Origin of the sequence: Parasynechococcus marenigrum WH 8102 (assembly GCF_000195975.1) — a bacterium.
GTDB classification, from domain to species: domain Bacteria; phylum Cyanobacteriota; class Cyanobacteriia; order PCC-6307; family Cyanobiaceae; genus Parasynechococcus; species Parasynechococcus marisnigri.
In genome coordinates this window covers 538,825-553,835 of record NC_005070.1, presented here as the reverse complement: position 1 = coordinate 553,835, position 15,011 = coordinate 538,825, and the positions used below count along the sequence as shown (strand labels likewise).

15 protein-coding genes are annotated in these 15,011 nt (G+C 63.6%); 4 read left to right on the top strand and 11 right to left on the bottom strand.

Features of this window, described 5'->3' with window-relative positions:
* Positions 1-43 precede the first annotated feature (43 nt).
* On the bottom strand, positions 44-169 hold the full coding sequence (locus TX72_RS14815; protein WP_263969715.1) for a hypothetical protein: 126 nt from the start codon (positions 167-169) through the stop codon (positions 44-46).
* 32 nt (positions 170-201) lie between these two features.
* Between TX72_RS14815 and TX72_RS02730 the strand changes: the two genes are divergently transcribed.
* Complete coding sequence (locus TX72_RS02730; protein ID WP_011127431.1) at positions 202-1,665, top strand: leucyl aminopeptidase; 1,464 nt, start codon at positions 202-204, stop codon at positions 1,663-1,665.
* Entirely contained in the window at positions 1,662-1,904 is a 243-nt protein-coding gene (locus TX72_RS02725) for a hypothetical protein (protein ID WP_011127430.1), read from the top strand. Before TX72_RS02730 ends, TX72_RS02725 begins: the two co-directional genes overlap by 4 nt.
* On the opposite strand, the gene TX72_RS14645 is transcribed toward TX72_RS02725, so the two are convergent.
* From TX72_RS14645 to TX72_RS02680, 9 genes are all read right to left on the bottom strand, one after another.
* A complete protein-coding gene (locus TX72_RS14645; protein WP_042503033.1) occupies positions 1,905-2,096 on the bottom strand; it encodes a hypothetical protein in 192 nt (63 codons plus the stop codon). It lies immediately after the preceding gene.
* Between the two features lie 141 nt (positions 2,097-2,237).
* On the bottom strand, positions 2,238-2,879 hold the full coding sequence (msrA, locus tag TX72_RS02715; RefSeq protein WP_011127429.1) for a peptide-methionine (S)-S-oxide reductase MsrA: 642 nt from the start codon (positions 2,877-2,879) through the stop codon (positions 2,238-2,240).
* Positions 2,876-4,057, bottom strand: coding sequence for a lipid-A-disaccharide synthase (gene lpxB / locus TX72_RS02710; protein ID WP_011127428.1), 1,182 nt, complete (start codon positions 4,055-4,057; stop codon positions 2,876-2,878). The genes msrA and lpxB overlap by 4 nt, the downstream gene beginning before the upstream one ends.
* Positions 4,057-4,884, bottom strand: a complete 828-nt coding sequence (lpxA, locus tag TX72_RS02705; protein WP_011127427.1) for an acyl-ACP--UDP-N-acetylglucosamine O-acyltransferase — start codon at positions 4,882-4,884, stop codon at positions 4,057-4,059. The genes lpxB and lpxA overlap by 1 nt, the downstream gene beginning before the upstream one ends.
* A gap of 5 nt (positions 4,885-4,889) precedes the next feature.
* Positions 4,890-5,360: a 3-hydroxyacyl-ACP dehydratase FabZ gene (gene fabZ, locus TX72_RS02700; RefSeq protein ID WP_011127426.1), complete on the bottom strand. Its 471-nt coding sequence runs from the start codon at positions 5,358-5,360 to the stop codon at positions 4,890-4,892.
* Positions 5,357-6,184: a UDP-3-O-acyl-N-acetylglucosamine deacetylase gene (gene lpxC, locus TX72_RS02695; RefSeq protein ID WP_011127425.1), complete on the bottom strand. Its 828-nt coding sequence runs from the start codon at positions 6,182-6,184 to the stop codon at positions 5,357-5,359. The genes fabZ and lpxC overlap by 4 nt, the downstream gene beginning before the upstream one ends.
* On the bottom strand, positions 6,184-8,361 hold the full coding sequence (locus TX72_RS02690) for a BamA/TamA family outer membrane protein (protein WP_011127424.1): 2,178 nt from the start codon (positions 8,359-8,361) through the stop codon (positions 6,184-6,186). The genes lpxC and TX72_RS02690 overlap by 1 nt, the downstream gene beginning before the upstream one ends.
* Before the next feature lie 42 nt (positions 8,362-8,403).
* Positions 8,404-9,156: a phosphoribosylaminoimidazolesuccinocarboxamide synthase gene (purC, locus tag TX72_RS02685; protein ID WP_011127423.1), complete on the bottom strand. Its 753-nt coding sequence runs from the start codon at positions 9,154-9,156 to the stop codon at positions 8,404-8,406.
* Positions 9,153-10,031, bottom strand: a complete 879-nt coding sequence (locus tag TX72_RS02680; RefSeq protein WP_011127422.1) for a hypothetical protein — start codon at positions 10,029-10,031, stop codon at positions 9,153-9,155. The genes purC and TX72_RS02680 overlap by 4 nt, the downstream gene beginning before the upstream one ends.
* Positions 10,032-10,089: 58 nt before the next feature.
* Between TX72_RS02680 and purD the strand changes: the two genes are divergently transcribed.
* Complete coding sequence (purD, locus tag TX72_RS02675) at positions 10,090-11,397, top strand: phosphoribosylamine--glycine ligase (RefSeq protein ID WP_011127421.1); 1,308 nt, start codon at positions 10,090-10,092, stop codon at positions 11,395-11,397.
* Positions 11,394-13,436 carry an ATP-binding protein gene (locus TX72_RS02670; RefSeq protein ID WP_011127420.1) on the top strand — a complete coding sequence of 681 codons (2,043 nt, stop codon included), beginning with the start codon at positions 11,394-11,396 and terminating at the stop codon, positions 13,434-13,436. The genes purD and TX72_RS02670 overlap by 4 nt, the downstream gene beginning before the upstream one ends.
* Here the strand turns inward: TX72_RS02670 and kaiC are convergent.
* Positions 13,433-14,971 carry a circadian clock protein KaiC gene (gene kaiC / locus TX72_RS02665; RefSeq protein ID WP_011127419.1) on the bottom strand — a complete coding sequence of 513 codons (1,539 nt, stop codon included), beginning with the start codon at positions 14,969-14,971 and terminating at the stop codon, positions 13,433-13,435. The two genes, TX72_RS02670 and kaiC, sit on opposite strands and share 4 nt — an antisense overlap.
* Between the last annotated feature and the right edge of the window lie 40 nt (positions 14,972-15,011).

The following is a 15,011-nucleotide window of genomic DNA, read 5'->3' as shown; positions in this document are numbered from 1 at the left end:
CATGCCCGACCAGTCCTGATCTCAAGCGCGCTACCAGACGCACTTAGCCGCCTTTGAAGTGAAGGATGACCCACACCAGCGGGCTGACCCCGATCAGCGCCGCCACGGCCAGCAGGGCCACGTTGGAGAACATCACGAGGTCGCAGTTAGCACCTTCTCTTAGCAGCATCGCTACGCTCAGCGTTTGCGACGCGCCGGGCCATGCGCTTCTCTCTCTCCACCACCGGTCTTCAGGACTGGAACGGTGATGTGTTGGTGGTGGGACTGCTGCAGGATCAGCCCGCCACCGATCTCGAGGCGCGCTTCCCCGGTCTGGGGGCCGCCCTCGCGCAGCAGCAATTCAAGGGAAAGCCGTCGGAGCAGCTGCTGATCAACCGCCTTGGCAACAACGGCCCCCAACGGCTGGTGGTTCTGGGGCTGGGGCCTGCCAATGCCTTCAACCTCGATGGGGTGCGCAGCGCCGCCGCCAGGGCCGCCAAGGCAGCCAGCGGTCACACCGGCAGCCTGGGGCTGCAGCTCAGCTGGGATGGCCTGGAACCCACAGCAGCAGCCGCAGCGGCGGCTGAAGCTGCGCGCCTGGCTCTTTACGCCGACCAGCGCTTCCGCAAGGCACCGGAACCACGGCGTCAACCGGAGGCCCTGGAGCTGATCGGACTGCCCGCCACGGCCGCTGCCGGCCTCCAGACCGTGGATGCCACCTGCGCCGGTGTGGAGCTGGCCCGTGAACTGGTGGCCGCTCCTCCAAATGTGGTGACTCCCGCTGCCCTGGCGGAGACCGCCGCCGAGCTCGCCCGCAACCACGGCCTGGAGCTCACCGTTCTGGAACGGGCCGATTGTGAAGCCCGCGGCATGGGGGCGTTTCTCTGCGTCAGCCAGGGCTCCGATCTCGACCCCAAACTGATTCACCTGATCTACCGCCCCGACGGTGAGGTGAAGCGTCGGGTGGCCTTGGTGGGCAAAGGCCTCACCTTCGATTCCGGCGGTTACAACCTCAAGGTGGGGGCCGCCCAGATCGACATGATGAAGTTCGACATGGGCGGCAGCGCAGCGGTGCTGGGGGCCATGCGCTCCATCGCCGAACGCAAGCCGGCAGGGGTGGAGGTGCACATGATCGTGGCCTCCTGCGAAAACATGATCAACGGCTCCGCCGTGCATCCCGGTGACATCGTCACCGCCGCCGACGGCACCACGATCGAAATTAACAACACCGATGCCGAAGGCCGTCTGACCCTGGCCGATGCCCTGCTCTACGCCTCTGAGCAGAAGCCCGACGCCGTCGTTGACCTGGCCACCCTCACCGGCGCCTGCGTCATCGCCCTCGGCGATGAGATGGCAGGCTTGTGGAGCAACAACGATGGCCTGGCCACGGCGCTTCAGCAGGCGGCGGATGCCGGTGGTGAAGGGCTCTGGCGGATGCCATTGCGCGCCTCCTACAAGGAGGGTTTGAAATCCAAGCTGGCCGATTTCAAGAACACCGGCCCCAGGCCGGGTGGCTCGATCACAGCAGCACTGTTCCTCGAGCACTTCGTTGGCGACGGCATCGCCTGGGCTCACATCGACATCGCCGGCACCGTCTGGAGTGACAAGGGCCGTGGACTCGACCCCGCCGGTGCCACCGGTTACGGCGTCCGCACCCTGGCCAACTGGATCTGCAACCCGGAATGAAACCCACATCAGCCTGGCGCTGGTATCTGAAGGCTCAGGGAGGGGTCTTGCTGCTGCCGGTTGGTCTTTGCCTGTTCGGCGAGGCGGTGAGCCGCCGGGTGGTTCAGCTGATGGGCGGCCAGGCCGGCGAGTGGTTCTGGACCGGCACTCTCAGCCTGATCTGCATCAATGCTGGAATCGGACTCATGATCGACAGCGGCCTGACAAAGGGATTTCCAGGTCGCGGCCCCCGGGCTTGATCAGGACGCTGCGACGGCGTGGAATCGTGTGGAGCCATGCCGCTCCGGTGTCTCCAAGGCGTGGATCTGCCAACGGGCTCGCTCAGAGCACGTTTCCAGCACCCGATCAAGATCATCCGAAGCATGCTTCGGGGATGGATATGGACCGATATGACGGGTTCCGAGACCATCCTTAATGGTCAGCAAATACATACATTTCCCTCCATCACGACCATGATCGTAAGCGTATCCTCAATGGTGGTCGATAGGCGGGAAGCTGTCTGTTCACTGAGAACTGAGTGATTTCAGCCATCTCCCCCGCTTAATCTTTTCCATAGGTTGATTATTGATTTATTAAGGGTTTCGATCGCTTTGTGATGCGTCCGACCATGCATCACCGCTGCGTGCTGATGCACCCCACACCGCATCCAGGCGCCGGTCACGGCCACAACTGAAGCGGTAGAAGTTGTATTTGAGCTCATTGAGCTCAGCGTAGTTTTGGTGGTAGTCCTCCGCCCGCCAGAAGCGAGCTGCATCCCGAAGCTCCACCTTCAACGCCGAACGGGGCTGACCCAGCTCGCGGGCAGCGGCCTGGGCACTCGCTTCAGCTTCACGGGCTTGAGCTGCATCGGCTGTGAAGATCACCGGCCGGTAGGAGTCACCGCGGTCGCAGAACTGGCCGCCCCCATCAAGGGGGTCCACATTGCGCCAGTAACTGCGCAGCAACGTGCCGTAAGTGATTTCGGTCGGATCGAACCGCACCTCCACCACCTCCTGATGGCCGGTGGTTTCGGCGCTCACCTGACGGTAAGTGGGGTTGTCCACATGGCCGCCGCTGTAACCGCTGGTGGCCTCCAGCACCCCAGGATGATCCTCCAGATCGTGCTCAAGACACCAGAAGCAACCACCGGCGAACACCGCCGTCTCCGTGTCGGCCATCACGGCTGACGGGAGTGTCAGCATCCCGATCAGCAAGGCCAGCAGCAGTCGTCTCATCGCTGCACCTGATCGAGAATGGCCTTGGCTGCCCGCTCCGTCACACCCGGCTCCCCCAGCGTTGATCGGAGTTGACCGTAGCCATCCAGCATCCGCTGCCGTTCCGGTCCCGGCTCCAGTAATGGCAGGGCCTGCTCCACCAGAGCCTCAGCGGTCAGTTCGTCCTGCAGCAACTCCGGCACCAGGCGCTGCTTCAGCAGCAGATTCACTGGTGAGATGTGGTCCACCTGAAAACGCAGCAGGTGCTTGGCCACAAACGCCGTGAGACCACTGACGCGGTAGCCCACCACCTGGGGTACCCCCTGCAGGGCCAGCTCCAGATTCACCGTGCCCGACTTGCCCAAGGCCAGATCCGCCGCTGCACACAGGGATTTCTTCAGGCCATCCACCGCCGCCGCCGGAATCACCCGTGCATTCACTACACCCGCTGCGCTCAGGGCCTCGGCGAGGGGCTGTTCAAACCGCTCCAGACCAGCCGGCACCAGCACCTGCAGGCCCGGTTTACGGCGCTGCAGCATCGCCGCTGCTGCCGCCAACGGAGGCATCAGATACCGCAGCTCCTGGGGGCGTGAAGCCGGCACCAGCAACAGCACAGGAGCAGTTGGATCCAATCCCAACTGCTGGCGAGATTCCTCGCGGCCGGGAAGGTCCTGGAAACTGTCCAGCAAGGGATGGCCCACCCAGGTGACGGTGGCCCCGCGTTGGGCATAGAACTCGGCCTCCGCCGGAAAGATGGCAAGGATGCGGTCGGTGAAATCCAGCAGCCGGGTGGTGCTGCCATCACCGAATCGCCAGGCCCATTCCTGGGGCGCGATGTAGTAGGTGATCGGCAGGGATGGATGCTTGCGGCGCAGCTTGCCGCCCAGCCGCACATTGGCGCCGACGTAGTCGATCAGCACCACGCCATCGAGCGGACGCTGCTCCAGCAGCCGGTCCACCTGGGCCTGTAGACGCAACGTCGGCAGGATTAGCGGCACGGCCTCCCACAGTCCGATCGCCCCCATCGGGGCAGTATCCGCCAGCAGCTCAGCGCCAGCTGCCTCCATCCGGTTCCCCCCCAGGGCCAGCAGCTCCAACGGCAACTGGCGACGCTCGGCTTCCGCCCGTATCGCACGAATCAACAGGCTGCCCTGAAGATCACCGGACACCTCACCGGTGCTGATCAGCAGCCGCACCATCAGCGGCTGCTCAATGCCGGCATCGGTCCACGGCGTCCATCAGCGATCGAGTCCGCCAGGAAACGGCAAAGGTGGGCTGCTGCCGGCAGCAGCTCCTGTTGCTGGGCCTGTTTGACCCCCTCAGCGATCACCAGATCGGAGCGATAGAGCAGGGTCCAGATCTCCTGCAGCTGCTTGAGTTCACGGCCCTCATGCCGGCTGCCGAGGCCACTGCGTCGCAGGCCAACCCGGTTCAGTCCCCGCACCCGTCCCGGATGACCTTCCACCAGGCAGTAAGGGGGCACATCACGGTCCACCCGGGTCATGCCGCCCACCATGGCCATACCACCGACGTGGACGAACTGATGGATGCCAAGGCAGCCGCCGATCACCGCCCGGTCTTCGATGATCACGTGTCCGGCCACCTGGATGGCATTGGACATCACGATCCCGTTCCCCAGCTCGCAGTTGTGACCGAGATGGCAATAGGCCATCAGCAGGTTGCCGTTGCCGATCCGCGTCACCTCCCCTTCATCGGTGGCGCGGTTGATCGTCACGCACTCTCTGAGGGTGTTGCCATCACCGATCACCACCTCCGTCAGCGCACCCCGGTACTTGAGGTCCTGGGGTTCCTGGCCCAGGCAGGCACCCGCAAACACCTTGTTGTCGCGACCAAGAGTGAGTCGCCCCTCCAACACCGCATGGGGGCCGATCCAACTGTTCTCGCCGATTACCACCTCAGGACCCACAACGGCGCCCGGGCCGATCACCACCCCCGCAGCCAGCTGCGCCTTGGGGTCCACCACCGCCAGGGGATGAATCTGAGCGAGCGACTGCTCCACCGTCATGGTTCTCAGTCCACCAGGGAGAACATCAGCTCGCCGGAACAGACCAGCTCGCCATCAACTTTGGCTTCAGCCTTCACCTTGCCGAAGCGTTTGCGCTTGAGGCTGAGCAGTTCGCAGTGGATCACCAGCTGATCTCCAGGAACCACGGGGCGGCGGAAGCGTACCCCGTCAATCCCGGCAAAAACGAACAGACCCTTCGGTAGATCGGGCATCTGGGTCACGATCAACCCCCCGACCTGAGCCATCGCCTCAACAATCAGCACCCCCGGCATCAACGGGCGTCCAGGGAAATGGCCTTGAAACTGCGGCTCATTGACCGTCACGTTCTTGATCCCGGTCGCCGACACCCCAGGCTCATGGGCGATGACCCGGTCCACCAGAGCAAACGGATAGCGATGGGGCAGCAGTCCAGCGATCTGTTCACTGGTCAGCACCACGGAGGACTGAGCGGCGTCCGAGGCGGGGGAATCAGTCACAGGGCAGCGGCGAGATCGGTGTGGAGCCCATGGGAGCCCCTGTACACGAGGACCTGAGCCTGGGGGAAGCCCACAAGCGCCAGATCACCGATGAGGTCCAGCAGCTTATGGCGCACCGGTTCGTCGGCAAAGCGCAGCGGCGGGTTCAGCCAGTGATCACCGTCGCAGACCAGGGCATTGTCCAGGGCTCCCCCCTGGATCAGGCCGGCGGCCCGCAGCTGCTCCACCTGATCACGGAAACCAAAGGTGCGGGCTGGTGCAATCTCGTCAACGAAGCGTTGAGGGGTCAGCTCCAGCGCCAGCTGTTGACGGCCGATCGCCGCCTGGGGGAAATCGATGATGCCCACCAGGCTGAACCGATCCGAGGGTGTGGCGGTGATCACGCTGCTGCCGCGGTGCCGCACGAGAGGCTGCTCCAACTTCGGGGCCGTCGGCCGCTCACTGGCGGCGGGCTGCAGACCGGCATCCGCAATGGCCTCCACCCAGCCGAGGGCTGAGCCATCCAGCAGGGGAATTTCACCGCCCTGAACGGCGATCTCGCAATGGGACAAACCACAGCCGGCCAGGGCCGCCAGCAGATGCTCCACGGTGGCCACACGATGAGCCCCCAGGTCCAGCGTTGTGCAGAGCTGACTGTCCCGCACCTGATCCGGGCTGAGACGAATCGCTTCTGCAGCAGCGCCGACGCGCAGATGAAACCCCGGCTTGTCACATGGACGCAAGCGCACGGTTGACTCACCGCCGCTATGCAGTCCAATCCCACGCCGCTCCACCTCAGCGGCGAGGGTCCAGGCGCCTGAATAGTCCTGCGGCCAGTTGGTCACTAGAACTTCCAGCCCACTCCCAGGTTGAAGCGCCAGTCGTCGGTGAAGTCCTTGCTCGCCACTTCCAGGCGCAGGGGGCCAACGGGGGTACCAACGATCACGCCCGTTCCCACGGACACACCTGAACCATCCTTGTCGAGCAAGAGACCCGGCTTGCCGGGCACATTCTTCTGAGTGTCGAAATCAGTGCCGGCGTCGACGAACAGCTCACCGGAGAACACGCTGATGATCGGGAAGCGGTACTCAAGAGTGACTTCTCCGAAGGTGCGAGCAACGGCTAGGTCGCAGTCGTACCAACCGCGGATCGAGTTTGATCCACCTATGCAGAAGGCTTCGTAAGGGGGCAGATCACCGATGATCGTGCCAGCCTTCACTTGAAGACCGATGGCCTGCGGGCAATCTGCGGCCTCACCTGCTTTTGGCCGGCAACCCTTGTGCAGTTTCAGCCAGTTCACGGGGAAGAACTGGGTGTAGCTGCCGCGCAGGCGGTTGAAGGTGGGGGAATCCTCGTTCACACCGATGAACTGCTCGGTGCTGGCGGTAAAGAAATTACCGCTAGTGGGATTACGGGGGTTGTTGAAATTGTTGTAGGTCGTGGCGAGGCGCAGGCCGGTCAACATGTTGCTGTCGGCGCAGTTGTAGGACACGCAGAAAATGTCCTTGTTTTTCACCCGACCGTCCTTGAAGTTGTTGGTGGACACGCCGTAAACACGGGTCTCAGCCGCGAAGTTGATCGGCCTGACCTCACTGATCGACAGTCCAGCCAGCACACGCCAGGGGGTGTCCTTGAACGGATCACCACCATTGAGAGGCCGCGTGAACGCAATGCTGCCGCCGGTCTTGCGCAGTGCGAATGAATCACCCTCGTAGTCAAACCAGCTGCGGTTGGGGTATTCCTTCTCTGCCTTGTTGACGGAACCGGGCACCTTCTCGTAATCGGAGAATTTGTACTTGCGGCCCACGTCGTAGGCGTACTTGTTGCCGTTGTCCTCGTAGCCGTCAATGGTGCGGATGTTGCCGCTGTCCTCGCTCTGGAACACCTGCGGCACCTGCTGACTGAGGAACAGGGAGCCGCGGAACGAGGTGCGATGGCTGTCGCCCTTGATCCAGGGATCGGTGAAGTTCAGGTTGGCCAGGCCGCCGTATTGGCCATAGGTCACGTTGAGGCCGATATTCCAGGCGCGACCAAAGAAGTTGCTGTCCTGCAGCTGAACCTGACCGAACACACCCTGGCTCTGGCTATAGCCGAGACCGCCGGACAGTTGGCCCGAGGACTGCTCCACGATCCCCAGCACGATCACCACATCACCGGGCTGCTCCGGCACCGGCTTGAGGGTCACCTTCACATCACTGAAAAGCTGGGTGCCGTAGAGGCGCTTGATGTCCTTTTCGAGCTTGTTGCGGTTGAACGTGTCACCGGGCTGAACGGAGATCTCACGGGTGATCACCCATTCCTTGGTCTTGCCGCGAATCGGATCACCGTTCTCATCGGTCGAGGTGCCCTCGCTGTTGAGGAACTCAACCTCAACGCCAGCAACGCTCCCCTGAACGAGCTTCAGGGTCACCACCCCTTCAGGACTGACCCGCTCGGGACCTGAGATGCGTGCAAGTGAATAACCCTGCCCGGCATACCAGGCCTGCAGATCCTTCATCCGCTTCTGCAGATCGTTGAGGTTGAGCGTGCGGCCGTAATCAGGGCTGAAGATCTCTTCAACCACTGCCTCAGGAAGTTCTTCCGAAACGGGGTCAAGCTCAACCCTGGACAGGGTGGGAAAGGGCTCCACCTGCACCACCACCTGCACCCCGAGAGGACCGTTGACAGGGTTGATCCGGACGTCGGAAAACCAGCCGGTGGCCTGGATGGCATTGAGGTCCCGCTGTAGCTCCTCTCGGGTGACGCGACTGCCCGGCCGCACCTGCATTGCCCCGTAGGCCGCCACCTGCAGCCTTTCTTCCTCGGGGTGTCCGCCGATGCCTTCGATCAACACTTCCGAAATCAGCACCCGCGGGGCCTCGACCTCCAGGGCATCAAGCTGTGCGACCTCGACTTGCTCCACCTCAACAACAGGTGTGTCCTGCGCCAGCACCGGTGCTGCAGTGAGTGGCAAGCCCAACGCCAGACCCAGGAGACCCTGACCAACGGCAACCGGGGAACGGCGAGTGCTGCGTCGAGTCATCGAGGCGCTTTGAGGGCCGAAGCCACAAAATGTCCGCCGACCTTACAGGCAGTTGCGGGGGTTCGGGCAGGCGGTGTGGACCCGTTTGAGGACCTCCCCGTAGGCCTCCATCACACCACCGAGATCCTTGCGGAAGCGGTCCTTATCCAGAATCCGATCATTAGTGTCGCTGCTGCGTTGATCCCAGAAGCGGCAGGTGTCAGGGCTGATCTCATCAGCCAGCAGCAACTCGCCCGCCTTGTTGAGCCCGAGTTCAAGCTTGAAATCCACCAACTGCAGCTCGAGGCCGTCGAAAAATGGCTGCAGCACGCCATTGATTCGCCGCGCCAATTGTTCAATCGCTGACTGTCGGGCGTCATCCACCAGCCCCAGCAACCGCACCCGGGCTTCCGTCAGCAACGGATCACCGAGGTCATCGTCTTTGTAATAAAGATCCAGCAGGGCTGGATTGATCGGAGTTCCCTCGGCAATCGGCGTCTGACGACACAGCGATCCGGTCGCGATGTTGCGCAGCACCACCTCCAGCGGAATCACCTCCACCCGCTGCACCAGCATCCAGGTGTCGCCCGCCAACCCCAAATAGTGGCTTGGGACACCCTGCCCCTCCAGCAGCTCAAATAACCGAGCCGAGATCTGGCAGTTCAACCGTCCTTTATCCGCCAGTTGTGCCTTCTTCTGGGCATTGAATGCAGTCGCGTCGTTTTTGTACTCCACCAGCACCTGATCCGGGTGGTCGGTGGCGTAGATGCGCTTCGCCTTGCCTTCGTACAGCAACTCGCCGTGGTCGGGACTCATGGGGACGGTGCGTCAGGGGAATCTCCTACCGCAGCATGGCCGCCGGGCTGCCGCGGCGATCGCAGCCCCAGATCCAGCTCATCACCCCCCTCAAGCCGCCAGAGGCTGTAGCGGTCATCGAGCTGGGCAGCCAGCCGCTGCAACCGTTGCCGTGGCCGAGCGCCATCACCACCGGCCGCCAGCTGCAGGCTCAACTGCAGCTCCAGCAGCTCCACCGCCAGCCCCCAGGCCTGATCCGCCGCCGCCTGATCCAGCGCCTGTTCCAGCAACTGATCAGCCGCTGCAGCATCGGCACCCGCCAGCCAATCAGCAGCCTGGGCGAGTCGCTGGGGGTTCGGGGCCAGCAGCAGCACCGCAGCGGCCTCCGCCTGTCGACCCAGGGCCGCCTCATGCTCTGCCAGTTGATCCAACCCCAGGCGACCGTCCCCAAGCTCCAGGCTCGCCAGGGCGATCAGATCTCCGTTCACCAGCCGCCGCAACGCCAAAGCCGCTTCGCGGTGATCCAGCCCAGCCGCCGCGGCCTGCCAGCGCAGACGAAGCCAGCGACGGCGCTCCTCACCCACCGCTGGACTGATCCGGTTGAGCACCCGCGCGGCACTGTCCGGTGAACCGCAGGTGAGCAACGCGGTGGCATTCGCCACCACCAGCTCAAATGAGTCAGGAGCGGGATTCAGCACCAACAAGCGATCCCGGATCTGCTGCTGACGCCCGCCGGTTGCTCCGATCAGCGGGTCGGAGCAACCCAGCTCCAGCTGCTGCAGATCCGACTCCAGCAACCATTGCTGAAACCGCTCCTCCGCCATGGGCTGAGGCTCGCTGAGCGGTGTCGCCGCCGCCAGCAGCGACAGCAGCATGGGCAGGGGCTGAATCCCCATGGCGGGCTGCGTTCTACAACGGAGAACCTACGAGGCCCCTCCGCTCCGGTTTGCCCCCATGGCCATCTCGTCCACCCGTCCCCACGCCCTGCCCGATCTGCGGCGGGTGCTCGTTGTTGGTGGTGGCGGCCGCGAACACGCCCTGAGCTGGGCCCTGCAGCGCCATGACGCCATTGAGACGGTCTGGATCACCCCGGGCAACGCCGGGAGTGACCAGCAGGCCCTCGCCATCGCGGAGACCGACAGCACCGCACTGATCGCCCACTGCCAGACGCATTCTGTTGATTTGGTCGTGGTGGGTCCGGAAGCCCCTCTGGCTGCTGGGGTGGCCGATGCCCTGCGGCAGGCCGGCATCGCCGTGTTCGGTCCAGGGGCAGAGGGAGCGCAACTGGAGGCCAGCAAGGCCTGGGCTAAGCAACTGATGAGGGAGGCCGGGGTGCCCACCGCCGGCCACTGGGCGGTGACCAGCGAAGCGGATGCCCTGGCGGTGTTGGCCGAGGTGGGCCGGCCGCTGGTGGTGAAGGCCGATGGCCTGGCGGCAGGCAAGGGGGTCACCGTCGCCGACACGATCGAGCAGGCGGAGGCGGCGATCCGGGACGCCTTCGCCGGCCGCTTCGGCAGCGCCGGCTCCCATCTGGTGCTGGAGGAGCAGCTGCAGGGCCCCGAGGTGTCGGTGTTCGCCCTTTGCGATGGGGAGCGGATGGTGCTGTTGCCACCGGCCCAGGACCACAAGCGATTGCTGGAGGGTGACCGGGGCCCCAACACCGGAGGCATGGGGGCCTACGCCCCCGCACCACTGCTGGATGCCGAAGGCCTGGAGCAGGTTCGCCGTCTGGTGCTGGAGCCAACGCTGCAGGCGCTCAAGGCCCGTGGCATCGACTACCGCGGCGTCATCTACGCCGGCCTGATGCTCACCGACGCCGGACCTCAGGTGATCGAATTCAATTGCCGCTTCGGGGATCCGGAATGCCAGACCCTGATGCCCCTGCTAGGACCGGAGCTGGCGCAGGTGCTGCAGGCCTGTGCCCTGGGACGGCTCGACCTGGCCCCAGCGCTCTCGATCGATTCACGCTGCAGCGCCTGTGTGGTGGCGGCAGCCTCCGGCTACCCCGACGCTCCCCGCAAGGGCGATGCCATCCAGCTGAGCTTCAGCAGCAAGACCAACCGCCAGCTGTTCCACGCCGGCACCCGGCGCGATGCCAACGGTGAGCTGATCACCGCCGGGGGGCGTGTGCTGGCAGTCGTCGCCCAGGGCGATGATTTTGACCAGGCCTTCGCTGCTGCCTACAGCGGGCTCAATCAGGTGCAATTTGATGGAATCACGTACCGTCGCGACATCGGCCATCAGGTGCGCTCCAGCGGATGACTACCCCCGCGACCGCTGACTGGGCCCTGCCGCAACCCGGTGGGCCAGATCCTGGATCCGATGGGATCTGGCGTCGCATCGTCGCGTGGTGGGCTGAATTCAGCCTGCAGACCAAACTGCTGGCCGTCGCCACCCTCGTGGTGAGCCTGGTGATGACCGGCATCACCTTTTTGGCCCTGAACGGCATCCAGCGCGATGCCGTGATGAACGACACCCGCTATGCCCGCGACCTGGGCCTGTTGCTGGCAGGCAACGTCACCGAACTGGTGGCCCAGGAACAGGACCGCGAACTGGCCAACGTGGCCGAGAAGTTCTGGCGGTCCAGCCGCAGTGTTCGCTACATCTTCTTCGCCGATCCCGATGGGGTTGTCTACCTCGGCATCCCGATCAGCGGGGCCGCCGCCGGTGGTGACGGTGATCTACGCCTGAACCGACGCCTGGAGCTGCCGGACGAACTGCGCCGCCGCCCGCAGAATCCCCTTGTGCGGCAGCACCTCACCCCCCAGGGCCGGGTGACTGATGTGTTCGTCCCCCTGATTCGCAACGGCCGTTATTACGGCGTGCTCGGTCTGGGGGTGAACCCCAATGAAACCGCTCTCGCCAGCGCCGCCCTCACCCGCGAGGTGACCGTGGCGGTGTTCATCTCGATCTGGGTGCTGGTGATTCTGGGGGCTGTGTTCAACGCCCTCACCATCACCCGCCCGGTGAAGGAACTGCTGCGAGGCGTTCGTTCGATTTCTCTCGGCAACTTCCAGGCCCGCATCGACCTGCCCGTTGGCGGTGAGCTGGGGGAATTGCTGACCGGCTTCAACGCCATGGCCTCCCAGCTCGAGGCCTACGACGAGGCCAACATCGAGGAGTTGACCGCAGCCCAGGTGAAGCAGCAGTCGCTGATCGCCACCATGGCCGACGGCGCCATTCTTCTTGATGAGCAGGGCCGGATCGTGCTGGCCAACCCCACCGCCCGGCGTCTGTTCCGCTGGGAGGGCCGCAAGTTGGAAGGGCAGGAGCTGGTGGCCGAATTGCCGGACCTGCTGGCGATCGAACTCCAGGCCCCCCTCGATCTGCTGCTGATCAGCGGCGCTGACAGTGAAGACCTGCGCTGCAGCGTCGGTGAACCGAGCCGAACGCTGCGCATCGTGATGCAGGCCGTACGCGATGCCAGCGGCGAATCGCTCAAGGGCATTGCCGTCACCGTGCAGGATCTCACCAGGGAGGTGGAACTGAATGCAGCTCAGAGTCGTTTCATCAGCAACGTCTCCCATGAGCTGCGCACACCACTGTTCAACATCAAGAGCTACGTCGAAACACTGCACGACCTCGGTGATCAGCTCAGCCCCGAAGAACACAAGGAATTTCTCGGCGTCGCCAATGACGAAACCGATCGCCTCACCCGGCTCGTTAACGACGTGCTCGACCTCTCACGCCTGGAGTCCGGTCGCGCCGTTCAGTTCGAAGCGATGAATCTTCTCCCCGCCATGGAGCAGACCCTGCGCGCCTACCGCCTCAACGCCGACGACAAGCATGTGAAGCTTGAGCTGGATGCACCGGAGGATTTGCCTGAAGTACTGGGCAACTGGGATCTGCTGCTGCAGGTGCTCGACAACCTCGTGGGCAATGCCCTGAAGTTCAGCCGTTCCGGCGGGACTCTGGCCCTGCGGGCATATCCCTGGCCCGACACCTGTCCCGTGGGATCTCCGAACGATGAACAGGCGGGCCCCAGCTGTGCGCTCAGCTCACCGCTGCCGCGGCTGCGGGTGGAAGTCGCGGACACCGGCTGCGGCATCAGCGCCGCTGACCAGGAGCGGATCTTCGACCGCTTTTTCCGTGTGGAAAATGCCGTCCACACGGAAGTAGGAACCGGCCTGGGCCTCTCAATCGTGCGTGGAATTCTCGAGAAACATGGCACCAAGGTGTCTATGGCCAGTGAACCGGAGGTGGGAACCACCTTCTGGTTTGATCTGCCCTTGGGTCAGGCGGATGTGGATGAACTGAAGCTGCAGGCCGAACGTCGTTCCACCGCTGAACAGTTGGCTTAGTCCTCGCTGGAGACGCCGCGGGCGATGCGGGACAACTCGCTGCGTTCGTCGGTGGTGACCCGATGGGGAACGCCGGAGATGATCCGCTCGAAGTTGGAGAAGGAATCCTTGATCTGCGGACCATTGCCGGTGATCACGAATTCGCGGATGCCCTTGTCGTGCCAGGACCCGCGCATCTTGAACACATTCAGCGCCCGGGCCATCTCACCGCGAATCTCCACGTACTGCAGCATCAGGATCGTGTCGGTGATGGTGGAGATGTGGGAGTCGGTGATCGAGTGGCTGCCCATGAACTCCTCAGAGGTGTTCGTAAAGAAGCCGGCGATCTCCTCCTGTTTGGCATAGCCGGTCACGCCGATCACGAATTGCCGGAAAGCGTTGTGGCTGACGCCCCGAGCCAGGGCCGAGAGGGAGTCGATGGCCATCCGGGATGGCTTGAACTGACCGATATCCGTTTTGATGATCTGCAGGTGATCCTCCAACCCGGTGGATTCGGGGTAGGCGCAGATGATCTTGAGCAGACCGTCCTGCTCCATCTGCTCGAAGTCGATGCCCCAGCTGGTGCCGTTGCGCAGCAACTGAGCGCGGGACTCTTCGTAGGCAAACAGGATCGCCCGCTCCTTGTTGCGGCAAGCGTCTTCGATGAATTTGGACACCAGCAGGGTCTTGCCGGTACCGGTGGCACCAGTGGCCAGGATGATCGAATCCTTGAAGAACCCACCACCGCACATCTCGTCCAGCCGCGGCACACCGGAACTGACCCGCACGTTCGAGGAGCGCTGGGTCAGTCGCATGGCACCCAGCGGGAAGATGCTGATGCCGTGGGTGCCCATGGTGAAGGGGAATTCCCCCTTCATGTGGGTGGTGCCCCGCAATTTGAGGATCTCCACCGTGCGGCGACGGCGCTCACCCTCCAACACATTGCGCAGGATCACCACGTTGTCGGAGACGAACTCCTCAACGCCGTAGCGCGCAATCGGTCCGTACTCGTCGATGCGTTCCGTCGTCATCACCGTGGTGACGCCGATCTCCTTCAGCCGAGCGATAAGCCGGAAGATCTCCCGGCGCACCACGAACACCGCGTCGTACTGCTGGAACACCGCCGTGATCGAATCGATCGCGACCCGCTTGGCCTTGTACTTGCGGATGGCGTAGTTGATCCTCTCGATCAGACCGGAGAGATCAAAACTTCCGGCCACGTCCTGGCCATCGGGATCAGGGGACGCATCGAGGATGAATAGCTTGTCTTGCTCCACCATCTCCTGCAGGTTCCAACCGAAGCTGGCGGCATTGCGCAGGATGTCGAGCGGTGATTCCTCAAAGGTGACGAAGATACCCGGCTCATCGAAATGCTTGATGCCGTTGTGGAGGAAATGCAAGGAGAACACCGTCTTACCGGTGCCGGAGGTTCCGCTGATCAGGGTGCTGCGACCGATCGGCAGCCCGCCCTGACAGACATCATCAAAGCCCTCGATGCCGGTGGGGAGCTTCTGCACCTGCATCTGAGTCGAGCCGCTGGCTGGGGGAAACTGCATGGCGCTACACCTATGAAAGGACCGTAGGAAGGTCTGTCTG